The organism is Brenneria nigrifluens DSM 30175 = ATCC 13028, from assembly GCF_005484965.1.
GTDB classification, from domain to species: domain Bacteria; phylum Pseudomonadota; class Gammaproteobacteria; order Enterobacterales; family Enterobacteriaceae; genus Brenneria; species Brenneria nigrifluens.
Genome location: NZ_CP034036.1, coordinates 3,465,322 through 3,484,962 on the forward strand (window position 1 = coordinate 3,465,322; position 19,641 = coordinate 3,484,962).

Here is a 19,641-nt window from a genome sequence, read left to right on the forward strand (position 1 = left end):
GAAACTCCCCGCCGCCTGATAAAGGGGATGCGTTTTAGGCGCGGGGCGGGAAAATCGATGACGGCTACAACATTACCGGCGCTGACGATATACTCGCGGAAGATGAAAATAACCAAAGGTCGTAATTGCAGATGAATGCAGAAAATCAAACCCCAAACGTCGACCAGCAGGAAATCGCCAAATTTGAAGCCATTGCCTCGCGCTGGTGGGATCTGGAGGGGGAATTCAAACCGTTGCACCGTATCAATCCGCTGCGGCTGGGCTATATTGCGCAGCGCGCCGACGGCCTGTTCGGCAAGAAAGTGCTGGATGTGGGCTGCGGCGGCGGCATTCTGGCCGAAAGCATGGCGCGGGAAGGCGCCGACGTCACCGGGCTGGATATGGGCGCCGAACCCTTGCAGGTGGCCCGTTTACACGCGCTGGAAAGCGGCATGGCGGTGAATTACACACAGGAAACCGTCGAGGCGCACGCCCAGGCGCACAGCGGCGAATATGATGTGGTGACCTGTATGGAAATGCTGGAGCACGTTCCCGACCCGCAGTCGGTGGTGCGCGCCTGCGCCAATCTGGTCAAGCCGGGGGGTCATGTGTTCTTCTCCACCATTAACCGTAACGCCAAGGCCTGGCTGATGGTGGTGGTCGGCGCCGAATATATCCTGAAGATGCTGCCGCGCGGCACCCATGATATTAAAAAATTCATCCGTCCGGCCGAGCTGATTGAGTGGGTCGACGACACCCCGCTGCGGGAAAAACATATCACCGGATTACACTACAACCCGCTGACCGATCGCTTTAAGCTCGGCCCCAATGTGGACGTTAATTATATGTTGCATACAGAGGCGGCGAACAACCATTAGTTAGGAATAATCTCAAATATCGCGCGGCAAACCTGCGCGCGATACCCTCCCGTGGCGACTAATTCGCCAAACGATTCAAAATGACTTCCATCGCCAGCCGGAAACATCTTTCCCCTATGCCTTACCAGACGAGGGTTTTAACAAAATGCCTTTCCCTGGAACGCAAAATTTACAAAAAATCAACTCTTGTTCTTCAGCTAATCCTCACTACAATACTCATCATATAGTGATTCCTTTATCAAAATGCCCCAATATCTAGTATTTATCCACAGCGTTAGCCACAGCGGGGCCTCTGTGTATAAACGGGGGATATTTTTATTTCACAACAGGTAAAACCCACATGAACCAGAGCCTGCTAGTAACCAAACGCGATGGCAGTAAAGAAAAAATCAATCTGGATAAAATCCACCGAGTCATTACCTGGGCTGCGGAAGGATTGCACAATGTCTCTGTTTCTCAGGTGGAACTGCGCTCCCATATCCAGTTTTATGACGGTATCCGCACCGCGGACATCCATGAAACCATCATTAAGGCGGCCGCCGATCTGATCTCCCGTGAAAGCCCCGACTACCAGTATCTGGCGGCGCGGCTGGCGATTTTCCACCTGCGCAAAAAAGCCTACGGCCAGTTTGAGCCGCCCGCGCTGCTGGATCACGTCAGAAAAATGGTCGATATGGGCAAATACGACAAACATCTGCTGGACGACTACAGCGCGGAAGAGTTCGCCGCGATGGACGGCTTTATCGACCACTGGCGCGATATGAACTTCTCTTACGCCGCCGTCAAGCAGCTGGAAGGGAAATATCTGGCGCAGAACCGCGTGACCGGAGAAATCTACGAGAGCGCCCAGTTCCTCTATATCCTGGTCGCCGCCTGCCTGTTCTCCGGCTATCCGCGGGAAACCCGGTTGGACTACGTGAAGCGTTTCTACGACGCCATCTCCACCTTCAAGATCTCGCTGCCGACGCCGATCATGTCCGGCGTGCGTACGCCGACCCGCCAGTTCAGCTCCTGCGTGCTGATCGAGTGCGGCGATAGCCTGGACTCCATCAACGCCACCTCCAGCGCCATTGTAAAATACGTTTCCCAGCGCGCCGGCATCGGCATCAACGCCGGGCGCATCCGCGCGCTGGGCAGCCCGATCCGCGGCGGCGAAGCCTTCCATACCGGCTGTATTCCTTTCTATAAGCATTTCCAGACCGCCGTCAAATCCTGCTCCCAGGGCGGCGTGCGCGGCGGCGCGGCGACGCTGTTCTACCCGCTGTGGCATCTGGAGGTCGAAAGCCTGCTGGTGCTGAAAAACAACCGCGGCGTGGAAGGCAACCGCGTGCGCCATCTCGACTACGGCGTGCAGCTTAACAAGCTGATGTACCAGCGTCTGGTCAAAGGCGGAGATATCACCCTGTTCAGCCCGTCGGACGTGCCGGGGCTGTACGACGCGTTTTTCGCCGATCAGGACGAGTTCGAACGTTTGTACGTGCAATACGAGCAGGACGACAGCATCCGCAAGCAGCGTATCAAGGCGGTCGAGCTGTTCTCTCTGATGATGCAGGAACGCGCCTCCACCGGCCGTATCTATATTCAGAACGTGGATCACTGCAACACTCACAGCCCGTTCGACGCGCAGATTGCGCCGGTGCGCCAGTCCAACCTGTGTCTGGAAATTGCGCTGCCGACCAAGCCGCTCAACGACGTGAATGACGACAACGGCGAAATCGCCCTGTGTACGCTCTCCGCGTTCAACCTCGGCGCCATCGACAGCCTGGACGATCTGGAAGAGCTGGCGACGCTGGCGGTACGCGCGCTGGACGCCCTGCTGGATTATCAGGACTACCCGATCCCCGCCGCCGAACGCGGCGCCATGGGCCGCCGCACGCTGGGCATCGGCGTTATCAACTTCGCCTACTATCTGGCGAAAAACGGCGTGCGCTACTCCGACGGCAGCGCCAACAACCTGACGCACAGAACCTTTGAGGCCATTCAGTATTATCTGCTGAAAGCCTCCAACGTGCTGGCGCGCGAGCAAGGCGCCTGCCCGTGGTTCAACGAAACCACCTATTCCCAGGGGGTGTTGCCCATCGACACCTACAAGCGCGATCTCGACGCGATTTGCAACGAACCGCTGCACTATGACTGGGAAACGCTGCGTCATGAGATTAAGGAATTCGGTCTGCGCAACTCCACGCTCTCCGCGCTGATGCCGTCCGAGACCTCTTCGCAGATCTCCAACGCCACTAACGGCATTGAGCCGCCGCGCGGATACATCAGCGTGAAAGCCTCCAAAGACGGCATTCTGCGCCAAGTGGTGCCGGAGTACGAAACGCTGGAAGACGCTTACGAACTGCTGTGGGAAATGCCGAACAATGACGGCTACCTGCAACTGGTCGGCCTGATGCAGAAATTTGTCGATCAGGCGATTTCGTCCAACACCAACTACGATCCGTCGCGTTTCCCGTCGGGAAAAGTGCCGATGAAGCAACTACTGAAAGATTTGCTGACGGCGTATAAATTAGGCGTCAAAACGCTCTACTACCAGAACACCCGCGACGGCGCGGAAGACGCGCAGGACGACCTGTCGGCACAGCCGCAGGACGACGGTTGCGAAGGCGGCGCCTGTAAGATTTAAGCCTTTCCCCCTCCCATCCTCCCCCTTATCAGGGGGAGGCGCTAAACTCCCTCCCCTGCGAAGGGGAGGGTTGGGGTGGGGTTGATTCAGGCGCCCCAGGTGCTACGCAGCTTCTGCGTTTTTTATCGCGGGCAATCCCTGCAACCACGCTTTGTGGGCCGCCGCAAGCGGCGTTAAAAAATGCTCCCGGCATTTTTTTATGGCGGGCTATCCTGCCCGCCCCTACGGCCGCCGCAAGCGGCGTTAAAAAATGCTCCCGGCATTTTTTTATGGCGGGCTATCCTGCCCGCCCCTACGGCCGCCGCAAGCGGCGTTAAAAAATGCTCCCGGCATTTTTTAGGAGAAAACAATGGCCTATACCACATTTTCACAGAATAAAAACGACCAGCTACTCGAACCCATGTTCTTCGGTCAATCGGTTAACGTTGCCCGTTTCGATCAGCAAAAATACGAAATCTTTGAAAAGCTGATCGAAAAACAACTTTCCTTCTTCTGGCGCCCGGAAGAGGTGGACGTTTCCCGCGATCGCATCGACTATCAGGCGCTGCCTGAGCATGAGAAACACATTTTTATCAGCAACCTGAAATACCAGACGCTGCTGGATTCGATTCAGGGCCGCAGCCCCAACGTTGCGCTGCTGCCGCTGATCTCCATCCCGGAGCTGGAAACCTGGGTGGAAACCTGGGCGTTTTCCGAAACCATCCACTCGCGCTCCTACACCCATATTATCCGCAACATCGTCAACGACCCGTCGCTGGTGTTTGACGACATCGTGACCAATGAAGAGATCCTCAAGCGCGCCAAGGATATCTCCGGCTACTACGATTCGCTTATCGAAATGACCAGCTACTACCACCTGCTGGGCGAAGGCACCCATCAGGTGAACGGCAAAACCGTTACCGTTAATCTGTATGAGCTGAAAAAGAAACTCTATCTGTGCCTGATGAGCGTCAACGCGCTGGAAGCGATCCGTTTCTACGTCAGTTTTGCCTGCTCGTTCGCCTTCGCCGAACGCGAACTGATGGAAGGCAACGCCAAAATCATCAAGCTGATCGCCCGCGACGAGGCGCTGCACCTGACCGGCACCCAGCATATGCTGAACCTGATGCGCGCCGGCCACGACGACCCTGACATGGCTAAAATCGCCGTGGAATGTCAGCAGGAATGCTATGACCTGTTCGTGCTCGCCGCCCAGCAGGAAAAAGAGTGGGCCGACTATCTGTTCCGCGACGGCTCCATGATCGGCCTGAACAAAGAGATCCTGTGTCAGTACGTTGAATACATCACCAATATCCGTATGCAGGCGGTGGGCCTGGCGCGGCCGTTCGAAACGCGCACCAACCCGATTCCGTGGATCAACGCCTGGCTGGTGTCCGATAACGTCCAGGTCGCGCCGCAGGAAGTGGAGGTCAGCTCTTATCTGGTGGGTCAGATTGATTCTGAAATGAATGCCGATGACCTGAGTGATTTCCAGCTTTAACCGCCATGAATAACGCCACCATCACCCTGCGCGCGTCGGGTGCGCAGCTGGCCTGCGCGGACGCGGGGAACTCATTGCTGGATGTGCTGGAGTCCCATCAGATCAGCGTCGAATACCAGTGCCGCTCCGGGTACTGCGGCTCCTGCCGCCTGCGCCTGCTGAAAGGCCAGGTCGCCTACCGCCAGACGCCGCTGGCCTGCATTCAGCAGGGAGAAATTCTGCCCTGCTGCTGCATGCCCGTTAATGATATTGAACTGGATATGTGACGCGCGAGCTACGCCTGCTCCTGCTCCGCCGCAACCGGCTGTTCGGCCAGCCAGCCGAGCACCTCGTCAATGCCAAGCACATCCGCATAGCGGGCGTTAAGATCCAATAGGGTGAAATCCAGCACGGACTGACTTCTGTCGCCGGCAATCTCCCGCGGCAACACCACGTGAAACCCCGCCTGGAACGCTTCAATCGCCGTAGCGCGCAGACTGCCGCTGGCGGTCACGCCTCCCAGGATAAGCGTATCCACCCCCTGTTGCTTCAGCCACATCGTCAGATCGTGACCGTGCAAATCGGAGATATAGCAGGTGGACTGCATCCGATCGAACGCGATGCCCTCCAGCGCGGCATCGGTCCGATTAAGGTAGGCATCTTCCGCCAGGACGGTAATAGAAGAAAACTTTTTCCCCCACATCCGGGAAAAATGGTGATCTTGCTGATAAATCGTGCGGCTGAATACCGTCGGCGCTTGATGTCGCCTGGCCAATTCCAGCAACTGGCGCAGCGCGGTTTTATTAAACGGCGTATTAATCGCCAGCGTGGAGCCCGAATCCATAAAGGCATAGGTCACGTCGCGAATCAGAACGGCCGCCTTCGAGCCAAAGCCGATTTTACTGGCAAACCCGGTCTGTGAATAAATGCGCTGGATTTCATCGGCCAGATAGCGGCGTTGGCCGCCGGGGGTGTAAACCACCTTGAGGCCATAGGTTTTCACCTCGCCATTTTCCTCCAGCCGTCTCAGGGTGCTGGCGGAGATCCCCAGCATTTTCGCCGCATCGGAAACCGTCAATAACTTATCGTACATAACACGCCATCCTGGTTAACCGGAAAAGAGTACACGCACAAACCGTGCGCTTAAAAAAAATGCCAGGAGCATTTTTCAACGCCGCTAGCGGCGGCCCCCAGGGTGACGGGCAGGGATAGCCCGTCATAAAAAAATGCCCGGAGCATTTTTCAACGTCGCTGGCGGCTTATTTTCATTGCTGGCATACCGGCGGTAAACAGGCATGCCAATCGGTCATCTGCTGATAGTACAACCCCAGATCCACCAGCGCCTGTTCATTACCGTGCCGGGCGACCCACTGCATGCCGATAGGCAATCCCGAGCGGGAAAAACCCACCGGCAGCGCCAGCGTCGGCACACCGGCGTTGGTGAACGGCATATTAAACGCCGGCGAACCGGTAAGTTCCAGGCTATAAGGCGCCAGCGTCGGCGTGGCCGGCGTCATCAGAATATCCGCCTGCTCAAACAATTGCGCCAGTTCAGAGCGGTAACGGGCCCGCGTCTGCTGGGCCTGCAAATACTCATGGGCGGAAATAGCCAGCCCCTGTTGCAGGAACTCCTGTAAATAAGCGCCGAATAGCGCCGGCGTTTGCAGAAACGTGGTGCGGTGATAGGCCGCGCATTCGGCCTGCATCACGATCTGATGCGCCTGACAGGCCGCGGCAAAACTCTCCGGCAACTCGATGCGTCGCAGCCGAACGCCGCGTCCGGCCAGTTCGTCCATCGCCTGCCGGCAGGCCACGCCGATCTCGTCATCCACGTCGGCAAACCACGGATGTTCCACGATGCCGACAGTATAATCGTGCTTCTCCCTTAATTGCAGCGGCGTGTAAGGCTGGTTCTGCGTCGTCTCATCCCGCGGATCGGGGCCCGACAGCGCGTTATACACCAGCACGGCATCCTCAACGGTATGAGTAAAGGCGCCGACGTGATCCAGCGACCAGCTCGCGGGGATGACGCCGGCCTTGCTAATGCGCCCATAGGTCGCCTTAAGCACGGTGACGCCGTTAAACGCCGCCGGACGGGACAGCGATCCGGCCGTCTGCGTCCCCAGCGTCATCAGCGCCATACGCGCGCCAAGCGCCGCCGCGGAACCGCTGCTTGAACCACCGGGCGTATGCTGCGGATTCCAGGCGTTGCCGGTTTCGGGCGGCGTGCCCAAATTGGCGAACTCCGTCGTGGTCAGCTTGCCCAGCAACAGCGCTCCCATCTTATCCAGCCGATCGATAACGCTGGCGTTCTCGCTGGAGATCATTCCCTGACGGACTTTAGAACCGCCTTCGGTGGGCAATCCGCGCGTATGGAAGATATCCTTGGCGCCATAGGGAATGCCAAATAGCGCCGGCTTGCAGGCAATCGCCGTCATCTGCCTATCCAGCTCCGCCGCCCGCCGTTTGGCGCCGTCGCGATCGAGATAGCGCCAGGCCTTGATCTGAGTATCCCGCTCGTCAATGCGCGCCAGAAAATGACGCAGCAACTCTCCCGGAGAGACTTTGCGTGCCGCCAATAGCCGCCGGGTGGCGGCAATGGTGGCAAAAGGCGAATGGTCCAACACATTTTTCATAACGCCTCTCATTATCAGGGTTTGCTGGCGAACTGACCGTCAACAATCTGTTCATAAGGCATATCCTGCGTGATATTGCCGACGAATTTCTGGATGTCGATCGCGGTGCTGAATGCCAAAGGTGAAATAACCGCGTCGTTGGGATAGACATTGCTGTCGATCATGCGCTGTACCGCCGCGTCCACCACCTTGCTGTCCAGGGAAGCAAACTCCAGACGGGCCACCTTTTTCGCTTCATCCGGGTGCTGGTGAATAAAAGCCAGAGATTCGTTGATGGATTTGACGAAACGCGCGACCAACTGCGGATTGTCGGTGATGGTTTTCTCCGAAGTATTGATGGTGGAGAACGCATATTCGGGGTAGTCGCGGGTAAAGTCGTAAATCACCTTCAGCCCCTGCCCTACGCCCTGATCCGCCTGCGGCTCATAAACCACCGCCGCATCCGCTCTCCCGGCCAGCAACGGCCCCAGCTCCGAGCCATTTTGCACTTCGTTAATCGTGACGTCTTTCTTGGGATCCAACCCCTGTTGCTGTAGTAAACGCAGCAACAGCGTGTTGGAGGTGCCGGGCGCCAGCCCGGAAACCAACCGTTTTCCCTTCAGATCGGCGGGCGAATTAAAGGTAAAATCCGGCTTGGCCAGTATCCACACCGGCGCGCTGTTGGCGACGGCGCTGACGGCTTTGGCTTTACCGCCTTTCTGCTGGGCGAATCCCACATGTTCGGGACCGTGAACCGAGAACTGCGCCTCGCCGGACAGCACCGCCGCCAGCGCGGTGGGGCCGGAGCCGGCCGAGCGAATGGTCGCCACATCGATCTGGTTCTGAGCGAAGATTCCCTGATGTTTCGCCACATAGACCGGCAGATACAGCAGCGAGTGAAACGCTTCGGTTACCAGCACGCGATCGGCCTTGCCATCAGCGGCAAAACCGCCGGCAGACCCCAGAGTAAAGAGAGCGGCGCACAGCCATGAAACAATTTTATTCATCGGTGAATTCCTTCGGCTAATGATTATGAAACAGGCAAACGGCATGACTAACGATTATCGGACTGGCGCTCCCAGGGCAGCAGCCAGCGCTGTAGCTGGATAACCAGCAGATAAAGCACGATAGCGACGAACAACAAGGTAAAGACGCCGACCCATACCACGTTGAGGTTGAACAGGTTGCCGGCGACGAAAATCATTTTTCCCAGGCCGTAATCCGAGGAGATAAATTCCCCGCCGATATCGGCAATCAGCGCGAAACCGATATTCAGACGGAAAGCGGAGATGATCCACGGCAGCGTGGACGGGATCACCACCTTACGGAAAATCTGGTTCTTGTTGGCGCCGAGCGAACGCATCAAATTCACCTGGCTGGCGTCAATCTGATGTGTTCCCTGCCATGCCGACAATAGCGCAACGATGTAGGTGGCGATAAACGCCAGGGCGATTTTGGAAAACAGCCCGGAGCCGAACCAGATAATAATGATGGGGGCCAGCGCAATTTTCGGCAGTCCGTTCAGGGCGATAAAGAACGGATCGAGAATGCGCGCCAGCATAGGTGAAAACCACAGCAGCAGCCCGGACAATGACCCCAGCAGGCTACCGAGCACAAAGCCGATCACCGTCGCGTACACCGTGAAATAGGTATTGGTCAGCAGTTCGCCGTTAGCCAGCAAACGAACAAACTCATGCCAGATCCCCGCCGGAGATCCCATCAGAAAGGCATTGACCATGCCGGTATCCACGCCGTACTGCCACAGCGCCACCATCGCGATAAGGATCAGCGCCCGCCAGCTATTATCTTTGAGCAACGACAGACATTTCTTTTTGCGCCGACGGTTCGCCGCCGACAGGTTGGAACGCGTCTTATCCGCCGCGGTAACGGGTATGTTCATGGCCGACCTCCCAGCTGAATATCCATATCAGCCCATATCGCATCGAAAAACTGTTGATAGCGCGCATCTTTGCGGGCGCCCATGGCGGAACCGTGTTGTTTGGCCAGGCCGACTTCATAGGTTTTTTTATTCCACGTCGGCCGCTGCGACATCACCACGATGCGATCGGACATGGAGATGGCTTCGCCGATATCGTGCGTGATCAGCACCACCGTTTTGCCGAATTCATTAAGGATTGACAGGATCTCCTCTTCCAGCACCAGCCGGGTCTGATAATCCAGCGCGGAGAAAGGCTCATCGAGCAGAATGATGTCAGGGTCGGTCACCAACGTACGGATCAGCGCCGCTCTCTGGCGCATCCCGCCGGAGAGCGTGGACGGATAGGCATGGGCGAAATCCCCCAGACCATATTTCAACAGGTAGTCCATGGCCCGTTCATGGCGCTCTTTCTTCGGCACTTCGCTGATTTCCAGCCCCAGGCAGACGTTATCGAGGATGGTGCGCCAGGGAAACAGCAGATCCTTTTGCAGCATATAGCCCACCCGGCCTTTCTTGGGCATGGCGTAATATTGGTCGAATACCTGGATCTCGCCGGCGGTGGGCGTCAACAGGCCGGCAATCATATTGAACATGGTGCTCTTGCCGCATCCGCTGGGACCGACGATACTGATAAATTCCCGGTGATAAATATCAATCGAGATATCTTTAATCACATCCACCACGTTTTCATCGTGATCCAGAAACTGCTTTTTTACGCCTCTCATCGAGATAGCTACCGGAGGCGACGCGAGAGCGGTCGGCGGTGACTTGTTTATTGCAGGTGAAAGGTTCATCACATACTCCTGATTAACAGCATTCCCAGAGACGCCATTGCCACAGCACGGATGCATCGCCGGATATAGACCAAGAATTAAGTCAATCGATTGCGCAGCATCACCGTAGCAAAAACTTTCCAAACTTGTCTAATACGACAAACTTATCAAACTTGTCAGGCAATTCATTGAACGGAATTTTGCGCTAACGCCGCAAAGGATGCCAAAGGCGACAAAACGGTGGGAAATAACCACAGAGCCAACTGATTCCGGCTACGCTTGGGTTACACTAACGGCAGATAAAACAATCAGGAGGTTTTAGATAATGCTTACCGTCATCCCTATTTTGATCTTTGTTGCGCTGATCCTTGTCTGGTCAGGCATCAAAATCGTCCCGCAGGGCTATCAATGGACCGTCGAACGCTTCGGCCGCTATACCAAAACATTAATGCCGGGGCTGAATCTGGTGGTGCCGTTTATGGATCGCGTCGGCCGTAAAATCAATATGATGGAACAGGTGCTGGATATCCCGTCACAGGAGGTCATTTCACGCGACAACGCCAATGTGGCCATCGACGCGGTCTGTTTTATCCAGGTTATCGATCCGGCGCGCGCCGCTTATGAAGTCAGCAATCTGGAGCAGGCGATCGTCAACCTGACCATGACCAACTTCCGTACGGTGCTGGGTTCGATGGAGCTGGACGAAATGCTCTCCCAGCGCGATAGCATTAACAGCCGGCTACTGCATATCGTCGATGAGGCCACCAACCCCTGGGGCGTTAAAATCACCCGTATCGAAATCCGCGATGTGCGCCCGCCGGCCGAGCTGATTGCGGCGATGAATGCTCAGATGAAGGCGGAACGTAACAAACGCGCCGATATTCTTGAGGCCGAAGGGGTTCGCCAGGCCGCCATTCTGCGCGCCGAGGGAGAGAAACAGTCGCAGATCCTGAAAGCGGAAGGCCAGCGTCAGTCCGCCTTTTTAGAAGCGGAAGCGCGTGAACGTGCGGCGGAAGCCGAAGCGCAGGCCACCAAAATGGTCTCCGAGGCGATCGCCGCGGGCAATATTCAGGCCATCAACTATTTCGTGGCCCAGAAATATACCGACGCGCTGCAACAAATCGGCTCATCCAACAACAGCAAGGTCATCATGATGCCGCTGGAAGCCAGCAACCTGATGGGCGCTATCGGCGGCATTACCGAACTGATTAAGGATAGCCAGGACAAACGGAGTCAATAATGGATATTGAACTGGTGATGGAAAATGCGCACTGGTTCTGGCTGTCGCTCGGCGGTCTGCTGCTGGCGGCCGAGATGCTGGGCGCCAGCGGCTATCTGCTGTGGAGCGGGATTTCCGCGGTAGCGGTGGGGTTACTGGTCTGGCTGACGCCGATAGGATGGCCGTGGCAGGGCATTGCCTTCGCGCTGCTGACCATTATCACCGCCCTGCTGTGGTGGTACTGGCTGCGCAAACGCACGCTTGCCCGCCCGCCGTCGACGCTGAATCAGCGCGGGCAGCAACTGGTCGGGCTGCGCGCCACGCTGAGCGAACCCGTGGTGGACGGTTTCGGGCGCGTCAGGATTGGCGACAGCACCTGGCGGGTGAAAGCGCAACAGGATCTGGTCGTCGGCACGCACATTGAAGTCGTCGCCGTTGAAGGCATCACCTTGCATGTGCGCCCGGTTACCCCATAATCCCCGAGTTGGCAGTTCCGGTATCGCTCAGGCGTGCGAATAGCACGCCTGAACCAGTGGCTCCCTTGGCGACTCACCCGCCAGCTTGCTACTTAAAGACGTTCGACAATCATGGCCGTTCCCTGACCACCGCCAATACATAGCGTCGCCAACCCCAGCGTTTTGTCTCTGGCTTGCATGGCATGCAGCAGCGTCACCAGAATACGGGCGCCGCTGGCGCCAATCGGGTGTCCCAGTGCGATGGCGCCACCGTTCACGTTCACTTTTTCTTCGTCAAAACCCAGCTCCTTCCCCACTGCCAGAAACTGGGCGGCAAACGCTTCATTCGCTTCAATCAGATCGATATCCGCCAGCGTCAAGCCGGTGTTTTTCAGTACGTTGCGGGTTGCCGGCACCGGCCCCATTCCCATCAGCTCCGGTGCGACTCCGCCGCTGGCGTAGCCACGGATGCGGGCCAGCGGTTTCAGTCCCAGCTCGCCGGCGCGCCGTTCAGACATCACCATCAGCGCGGCGGCGCCATCGTTGATGCCTGAAGCATTGCCCGCGGTTACCGAACCATTTTTATCAAATGCCGGACGTAACGCGGTCAGCTTCTCCAGCGTGGTGTCGGCGCGGAGGTGTTCATCGGTAGCAAAAATGACGTCGCCTTTCCGGCCTTTGATCACCACCGGAGTGATTTCCGCCGCAAAGGCGCCGCTCCCTATCGCGGCGGCCGCCTTTTGCTGGGAAGCCAGCGCGGCGTTATCCTGCTGTGCGCGAGTGATATGGTACTTCGTCGCCACGTTCTCGGCCGTAATCCCCATATGGTAGCCATTAACGGCGCACAGCAGACCGTCCTGCAGAATAACGTCCTGAAGCGTGCCGTTTCCGAGACGGTATCCCCAGCGGGCCTTGCCGTCGAGCAGATAGGGCGCCTGGCTCATACTCTCCATTCCGCCGGCCAGCACGACCTGCGCATCCCCGGCGCGGATAGCCTGCGCGGCCAGCGCCACGCTTTTCAGGCCGGAACCGCAGACTTTGTTTACGGTAAACGAACTGATTTCATTGGCGAGACCGGCTTTTAACGCGGCCTGACGCGCCGGATTCTGCCCCAGCCCCGCCTGTAAAACGTTGCCCATAATGACTTCGTCAATCACGTTCGCTTCAATTCCGGCGCGGCGGATTGCCTCGCGTATCACGATGGCGCCCAGTTCCGTGGCCGGCAACGTGGCCAACCCGCCATTAAAACTGCCTACCGCCGTACGGGCGGCGCTGACAATAACTGCGTTATTCATGATTTATATTCCTTATGATGAGGGTCAGAACAGCGCGAGGCCGATGACAAAAATGACGCCGGAGAACAGCAAGGCGGTGACGCAATACCCCATAATGTCGCGCACGCCCAGCCCGGCAATGGCCAGTGCGGGCAGCGCCCAAAAGGGTTGAGCCATATTCATCCACTGTTCTCCATAGGCGATAGCCATGGTGGCTTTACCCAAATCGGCCCCCAGGGCCTGGGCGGCGGGGATGACGAACGGCCCCTGAATCACCCAGTGTCCGCCGCCGGAAGGCACGGCAAAGTTAATCAGCGCGGAGCTGAAAAACGTCATGATGGGGAAAGTGTCTTTGTTGGCGATATTGATGAACCATTCGGTTATCATGCCGCCGAGGCCGGAGTGCTCCATCATGAGCTGGATACCGGCATAGAAAGGAAACTGCACCAGAATACCGGCGGTACTGCGTGCGGCGGCTGAAATCGCGCGCATATACGCCATCGGCGTTTTATGCAGCAACATGCCGCCGATCAGGAACATCAGGTTGACGGTGTTGATCGTGATGTTGAAACCGTTTTTCCAGAAGTACATGCCGAGATAAGACACGCCCAGGGCGCAGATAATCAGCGTGATAATCCGGCTTTCCTCCATCTTCTCCGCAATTGAGGCGTCCGCCGGCAATTTCTTTTGAAAATCAGGCTCTTCTTCCAACAACGCGGGATCGATGGCGATCACCTTTTCCGGTTTCGGCATCATCATTCTGGTTACAAAAGGCATCACCACAATCAGTCCGATAGTGATGAAGAAGTTATAACCGGTCAGCAGGGTTTCACCGATCGGAATAATGCCGGCAATATGCTCAACCGGATTGCCCGGCGTCGCCGCCAGTAATGGCATCGATCCCGAAAAACCGCCGCCCCAGGAAAGGAAACCGATGTAGGCGCAGGCGATCAGCAGCGGATAGTCGGAACCGGGCACCCGGCGGGCCACTTCACGGGCAAACATCGCCCCGACAATTAACCCGAATCCCCAGTTGATCACACAGGCGACCAGTCCGAAGAAAGTGACCAGCATCACGCCCTGAACCGGCGTTTTCGCCAATGAAGCCGTGTTCTTCAGTACCCGCTTAACCGGTGATGAGCTGGCCAGTGCATGACCGGTAACAATGATCAGCGCCATCTGCATAGCGAAGCCGAGCAGATTCCAGAACCCGCTTCCCCACATGTTCACCATATCCATCGGCGTATGCGGCGTGAGTAATAGCCCGATGACGAACGTCAAAATGGTCAGCAGCATCGCAAAAATAAGCGGATCGGGTAGATAACGGCTGACAATGGTTGTCATGGCCCGGGAAATTTTTCCGATCATGATGCGGCCCCATCCGCCACAACCGGCATGACCTTCAGTTCGTCAGCGACGGTAAACCGGGCGGCCGTTTTCTCTTTTACCGTCTCCAACGCCACGCCCGGCGCCAATTCAGTCAGCATAAGCTGACCGTTGGCGAACACGAACACACCTAGCTCCGTCACCACCATGTCCACGACATTTTTAGCGGTCAGCGGTAATGTGCAGTGCTCCAACAGTTTGGACGAGCCATCTTTGGCACAGTGTTCCATGGCGATAATGACTTTGCGCGCCCCGGTTACCAGGTCCATTGCGCCGCCCATGCCGGGCACCATTTTTCCCGGCACCATCCAGTTCGCCAGATTCGCGTGGCGATCGACCTGTAATCCGCCGAGTACGCTGACATCAACGTGGCCGCCGCGGATCAGGGCAAAGGAAAAAGCGCTGTCAAACATCGCCGCGCCCGGAACCATGCCGCACGGCTGTCCGCCGGCATTAACCAGATTGGGGTGAGGTTCTCCTATCGCTCCCAGCCCCAGAAAACCATTTTCAGACTGCAGAGTGATATCCACCTCCGCAGGCAAGTAATTGGCAACCAGCGTTGGCAACCCAATCCCCAGATTCACAATGTCGCCATCCTGTAATTCCTGCGCTACGCGTTGAGCAATGAGTGTCTTGTTATTCATGCGTCAGCCTCCATAGGAACGACGATGTGATTAATGAGCGCGCCGGGGGTGACAACAATATCGGGTGAGATTTCACCGACATTGACCAGCACATCAGGTTCGGCGATGACCCTATCGGCCGCCAGTGCGATAAGAGGATTAAAATTACGGGCGGTGAGTTGATAGGTAAGGTTGCCGAACAGGTCGGCCGTGTGGGCCTGAATTAAAGCCAGATCGGCGCGCAGCGGCAGCTCCAGCAGGTAGGCGACGCCGTCTTGGGTAATTTTTTGTTTTCCCTCTTCAACCACGGTGCCGACGCCGGTCGGCGTCAACACCCCGCCCAACCCGGCGCCGCCGCAGCGTATACGTTCAGTCAGCGTTCCCTGAGGAACCAGTTCGACATCAATTTCCCCGGAAATCATCCGGCGTCCCGTTTCAGGATTAGTGCCGATATGGGAGGCAATAACTTTTTTCACGCGTCCGTTGGTAATTAACGGACCGATGCCGGTATCCACAAAAGCCGTATCATTACAAATCAGCGTCAGATCTTTTACGCCGGAATCGAGCAGTGCATCAATCAGCCGTGGCGGGGTGCCGATTCCCATAAAGCCGCCGACCATGATTGACATGCCGTCATGAAAATATTGGGAAATCTGAGAGGGTTTTATTCTTTTATCTTTCATTATGACTCCTTGGTATATATCCAATAAAAAATGGATTCGACCAGGGAGTGCAAGGCACAGGCCAATTTTTTCATGAAAATAAAAAATCGCAACACAATGAAATTAAAGGAGTAAAAAATTAATAAATAAAACAAACCCATCGTTGAAAGTGAAAATAAACGTCAGACCTGCGCACATAATTTTGCACACCCAGGGGCTATTTTAGTGAGACAGATCACATGAAAAAAAGGTCATTCCATCATTGAATGACCTTAATATTTAACCACAATTATTTATCGCGTTATTTTCTACTCAATACCATATTCCTGTAATTTATAAATTAACGCCCGCCGACTGATACCCAATATTTTTGCCGTTTTCACCCGGTTACCCTGATTATTATGTAACGCTTTTAAAATTAATTCCCGTTCGTAGGACTTCAGCCGTTCTTTCAGATTCTGTCCGTCTGCCTCAATAGCATCGACTGCTTCGTCCGGCGGGACGTCGTTTGTTATCTGTTGCACCTGTTCCGGTAAGTCGTCAGAGAAAATCATAAATCCGGTGCTCATAATCACTGCCCGCTCAATGGCATTTTCCAGTTCACGGACATTTCCCGGCCAACCGTATTTTTCAAGCGCAACAATGGCGCTGATATCCAGTCCAATGATTTCCTTACCATTCTCCGCGCTGAATTTATGTAGAAAATGCTGCGACAGCAACGCGATATCCTCCGGCCTTTCTCTGAGAGGAAGCGCGGATAAATGCATTACGTTTAAGCGATAAAACAGGTCGCGCCGAAACTCCCCGCTTTCAATCATTGCAGACAGATTTCGATTGGTTGCCGCCACAATACGGATATCGGTTTTAATCGTCTGACTGCCGCCCAGCCTTTCAAATTCCCGCTCCTGCAGAACACGCAACAGTTTGACCTGAAGGTTATGGGGCATCTCGCCAATCTCATCCAACAGCAGGGTTCCGCAGTGCGCACGCTCAAACAGCCCTTGCCTTTGCATTTGCGCGCCGGTAAACGCGCCTTTCTCATGGCCGAACAGTTCGCTTTCCAGCAGCGACTCGGGCAAAGCGCCGCAGTTTACCCTGATGAAAGGCCCATTGGCCCTGGCGCTATTGTAATGAATAAGCTCTTTGCCGGTCCCGCTCTCGCCGGTAATCAACACCGTGGCGTTACTTTGGGCGACTTTGGCGATATCGCGGCATAACTCCATCATTTTAGGGTTATTGGTCAGAATGCGATCCCAGGTATAGCTCTCCGACAACTCGCGATGCAGTAAATTAATTTCCTGTTTCATATCCCGCAGCTGTAACGCCCGGCTCATTAACAGCTTTAATTCATCCAGTTCAAACGGCTTTATCACGTAATCAAACGCCCCCAGCCGCAATGCTTCCACCGCCGTTTCCACCGCGGCGTAAGCCGTCATCAGAATAATGGGGATATCCTGCTGGATGGCTCTCATATGTTTCAGCGCATCAATACCGCTGATATTGGGCATGCGGATATCCATCAGCACAATGTCGGGCAGTTGTTCCTGGTAAAGCGTAATGGCCCGCTGTCCGTCCCCGGCACAGATAACCTGGTGGCCTTCATAGGAAAACACCGCCGTCAGCATGCGGCGGACACTCTCCTCATCATCCACAATAAGAATACGATAGGACTGGGTCATTGCAGACTCCTGTTACTACTTTGAATGGGGAGGATCAGCGTGACCGTGGTGCCATATTGCGGCTGGCTTTCAATGGTAATGTCGCCATTGTGGGCAGCGATAATACGCTGGGCAATCGCCAACCCCAGCCCGGTGCCAGCGGGTTTGGTGGTAAAAAATGGCGTGAATATTTTTTTCATCACGTCAGGGCTGATCCCGGTTCCACTATCGCGGATTTTTATCTGTAATTTGTCATCGCCACATTGCCGGGTGGATACCGTAATCTCGCCGCGCGCCGGGATCGCCTGAACGGCGTTAATCATTAAATTCAGTATCACCTGCTTTAGCAATTCGGCGTCGGCTTCCATATCCGGCAATGTTTCATCCAGCGTAATAGTGAAATTGACCCGGTTGTCCATGCCGTGCGTATGCACCAACACCAGCGTTTCGCGAATAAGCGGATTAATGGAAATACGTTGATAACAGTGGGGATGAGGACGGGCAAAATCGAGTAGTTGCTGTATGACATTATTAATCGAACGCACTTCCTTGAGAATAATATTGATATATTCAACCCGTTGAGCTTCTCTCTCCCCCTCTTTCAAATATTGTACAAAGCCACTGATTGCCGTTAGCGGATTACGCACCTCATGAGCTACCCCGGCCATCAGTTCGCCTAACGTTGCCAGCCGCTCCGCCCGTTCAATCTGCTTTTGCATCCGTTTTTGTGCGGTAAGATCGGTAAAAATCACCAGTGCGCCAATAATTTCTCCCTCAGCGTTCCTCAACTGGCTACTGCTGGCTTTGATATGCAATATTTTCTCTTTCGCCGGGTAATCCAGTTCGACCCCGACATGCCCCACGCCGTGCGTCAGCGTATCCAGCACCGGGCTTTTAAAGCCCTCTTTATCAAAAACCGATTTATAATGCTTCCCTATCAGTTCCTCATGCCGGTATCCCGAGATCTCCTGCGCTGCCGGATTACACATGGTTATTTTGCCGTAATTATCAATACTGATAACCCCGTCCGCCGCGCTCTCAATAATTAACTCATTCAGCGTCCGGGCTTCACGCAGATCGCGGGATAAGGTATTAATGCTGTCGGCAATGCGCCCCATTTCACCGCGCAGCGGCGGCAGCTGCGTTTTTAAACCAGTCGGCAGCTGACTTAAACCCGCGGCAATTAAATCTACGTCACGGGTAAGACGACGGGAAAAACTGATAATAAGAAAAAGGCTGATTATCAGACCGATACTAATAACCGTAATAATACTGACATCCATTGCCCATGCCTGTTTTTCAATATCATTAGAGAGTTCATTCGCCCAAATATAACCAATGACCTCGCCATGCCGAATAATCGGCAGCATGGCATTCATAATGTGTCCCCTGACCTGAAAACCCGACTTAATTAATGGCTCCCCTGTCGACATCACCTGCCGGCCCGGATGATCGGATGAAATGGCCGAACCAACGGTATTACCATATTTCGCCTGCGGAGCATAAGTGATAATAGCGTCTAACTGCCTGCTGTAATATCCGGCGCCAACATTCACAAATGCCTGGGTTATTTTATCGGTAACCGCCGACAACTGCCGATTAAGGGCACGAATACGCGCTTCCCGGGGCAACGTGGCGAACCGTTCTAATTTATCGCCCAACGCATCATCCAGGAGATGGGTAACAGCATAAAGCTTATGTTCTTTTTCCCGCAGCAACGCATCTTTTCCCTGCATCTCAACAATATAAGCCATGATTAAGGTAGGGAGAAAAACCATAAACACGGCCAGAAATATCATTTTGCTACGCATGGTATTAGGAAAAAAAGATCGCAAGCTGATGATAATCTTATGTGAAAAAATTAACTGGTTGGCGTTATTAAAAAAAGTAGTGATATCAGATAGTGTCATACTGGTTATTCTTTTAAGTTTATATCTCCCGTGGCAATCGGGATTATAAAATTTCACACGGCCAACTAGTGTGAGACAGCTATCTTTTCGTAGAAACGAATGGTTTTACCGGCGAGAGCGGTTTTTTTTGTGACCTGGCATCCCTGGCGGTCACCCTTCCGGGCCATCGCTGCGCGACGTCAAAA

At 55.1% G+C, this 19,641-nt stretch carries 17 protein-coding genes; 6 read left to right on the plus strand and 11 right to left on the minus strand.

Annotated elements, in window-relative coordinates; genetic code table 11:
* Positions 1 to 131 precede the first annotated feature (131 nt).
* The 4 genes from ubiG to yfaE all read left to right on the plus strand — a co-directional run bounded on the left by ubiG (position 132) and on the right by yfaE (position 5,229).
* Positions 132 to 857 (plus strand): bifunctional 2-polyprenyl-6-hydroxyphenol methylase/3-demethylubiquinol 3-O-methyltransferase UbiG, encoded by a 726-nt coding sequence (gene ubiG, locus EH206_RS16165; RefSeq protein ID WP_009113896.1) that lies wholly within the window; start codon positions 132 to 134, stop codon positions 855 to 857.
* Positions 858 to 1,197: 340 nt separating this feature from the next.
* The gene (gene nrdA, locus EH206_RS16170) at positions 1,198 to 3,483 is read left to right on the plus strand and encodes a class 1a ribonucleoside-diphosphate reductase subunit alpha (protein ID WP_009113897.1); all 2,286 of its coding nucleotides are present in this window, start codon (positions 1,198 to 1,200) and stop codon (positions 3,481 to 3,483) included.
* Positions 3,484 to 3,832: 349 nt separating this feature from the next.
* Positions 3,833 to 4,963, plus strand: coding sequence for a class Ia ribonucleoside-diphosphate reductase subunit beta (gene nrdB, locus EH206_RS16175; protein ID WP_009113898.1), 1,131 nt, complete (start codon positions 3,833 to 3,835; stop codon positions 4,961 to 4,963).
* Positions 4,964 to 4,968: 5 nt separating this feature from the next.
* On the plus strand, positions 4,969 to 5,229 hold the full coding sequence (yfaE, locus tag EH206_RS16180) for a class I ribonucleotide reductase maintenance protein YfaE (RefSeq protein WP_009113899.1): 261 nt from the start codon (positions 4,969 to 4,971) through the stop codon (positions 5,227 to 5,229).
* An 8-nt stretch (positions 5,230 to 5,237) separates the two neighbouring features.
* Here the strand turns inward: yfaE and EH206_RS16185 are convergent, their stop codons facing one another.
* The 5 genes from EH206_RS16185 to EH206_RS16205 all read right to left on the minus strand — a co-directional run bounded on the left by EH206_RS16185 (position 5,238) and on the right by EH206_RS16205 (position 10,221).
* Complete coding sequence (locus EH206_RS16185) at positions 5,238 to 6,035, minus strand: isochorismatase family protein (protein WP_009113900.1); 798 nt, start codon at positions 6,033 to 6,035, stop codon at positions 5,238 to 5,240.
* Positions 6,036 to 6,207: 172 nt separating this feature from the next.
* A complete protein-coding gene (locus EH206_RS16190; protein WP_009113901.1) occupies positions 6,208 to 7,578 on the minus strand; it encodes an amidase in 1,371 nt (456 codons plus the stop codon).
* Between the two features lie 14 nt (positions 7,579 to 7,592).
* Complete coding sequence (locus EH206_RS16195) at positions 7,593 to 8,564, minus strand: ABC transporter substrate-binding protein (RefSeq protein WP_009113902.1); 972 nt, start codon at positions 8,562 to 8,564, stop codon at positions 7,593 to 7,595.
* A gap of 47 nt (positions 8,565 to 8,611) precedes the next feature.
* The gene (locus tag EH206_RS16200) at positions 8,612 to 9,457 is read right to left on the minus strand and encodes an ABC transporter permease (RefSeq protein ID WP_009113903.1); all 846 of its coding nucleotides are present in this window, start codon (positions 9,455 to 9,457) and stop codon (positions 8,612 to 8,614) included.
* Entirely contained in the window at positions 9,454 to 10,221 is a 768-nt protein-coding gene (locus EH206_RS16205; RefSeq protein WP_040343348.1) for an ABC transporter ATP-binding protein, read from the minus strand. The genes EH206_RS16200 and EH206_RS16205 overlap by 4 nt, the downstream gene beginning before the upstream one ends.
* Before the next feature lie 373 nt (positions 10,222 to 10,594).
* Between EH206_RS16205 and EH206_RS16210 the strand changes: the two genes are divergently transcribed.
* Positions 10,595 to 11,509, plus strand: a complete 915-nt coding sequence (locus EH206_RS16210; protein ID WP_009113905.1) for an SPFH domain-containing protein — start codon at positions 10,595 to 10,597, stop codon at positions 11,507 to 11,509.
* Complete coding sequence (locus EH206_RS16215) at positions 11,509 to 11,964, plus strand: NfeD family protein (RefSeq protein WP_009113906.1); 456 nt, start codon at positions 11,509 to 11,511, stop codon at positions 11,962 to 11,964. Before EH206_RS16210 ends, EH206_RS16215 begins: the two co-directional genes overlap by 1 nt.
* A gap of 92 nt (positions 11,965 to 12,056) precedes the next feature.
* Here the strand turns inward: EH206_RS16215 and EH206_RS16220 are convergent, their stop codons facing one another.
* The 6 genes from EH206_RS16220 to atoS all read right to left on the minus strand — a co-directional run bounded on the left by EH206_RS16220 (position 12,057) and on the right by atoS (position 19,345).
* Positions 12,057 to 13,238 (minus strand): acetyl-CoA C-acetyltransferase, encoded by a 1,182-nt coding sequence (locus tag EH206_RS16220; protein WP_009113907.1) that lies wholly within the window; start codon positions 13,236 to 13,238, stop codon positions 12,057 to 12,059.
* A gap of 24 nt (positions 13,239 to 13,262) precedes the next feature.
* On the minus strand, positions 13,263 to 14,585 hold the full coding sequence (locus EH206_RS16225) for a TIGR00366 family protein (protein ID WP_009113908.1): 1,323 nt from the start codon (positions 14,583 to 14,585) through the stop codon (positions 13,263 to 13,265).
* Entirely contained in the window at positions 14,582 to 15,247 is a 666-nt protein-coding gene (locus EH206_RS16230) for a 3-oxoacid CoA-transferase subunit B (RefSeq protein WP_009113909.1), read from the minus strand. The genes EH206_RS16225 and EH206_RS16230 overlap by 4 nt, the downstream gene beginning before the upstream one ends.
* The gene (gene atoD, locus EH206_RS16235; protein ID WP_009113910.1) at positions 15,244 to 15,909 is read right to left on the minus strand and encodes an acetate CoA-transferase subunit alpha; all 666 of its coding nucleotides are present in this window, start codon (positions 15,907 to 15,909) and stop codon (positions 15,244 to 15,246) included. The genes EH206_RS16230 and atoD overlap by 4 nt, the downstream gene beginning before the upstream one ends.
* Before the next feature lie 287 nt (positions 15,910 to 16,196).
* Entirely contained in the window at positions 16,197 to 17,567 is a 1,371-nt protein-coding gene (gene atoC / locus EH206_RS16240) for an acetoacetate metabolism transcriptional regulator AtoC (protein WP_009113911.1), read from the minus strand.
* Positions 17,564 to 19,345, minus strand: coding sequence for a two-component system sensor histidine kinase AtoS (gene atoS, locus EH206_RS16245; RefSeq protein WP_050815660.1), 1,782 nt, complete (start codon positions 19,343 to 19,345; stop codon positions 17,564 to 17,566). The genes atoC and atoS overlap by 4 nt, the downstream gene beginning before the upstream one ends.
* Positions 19,346 to 19,641: the final 296 nt, after the last annotated feature.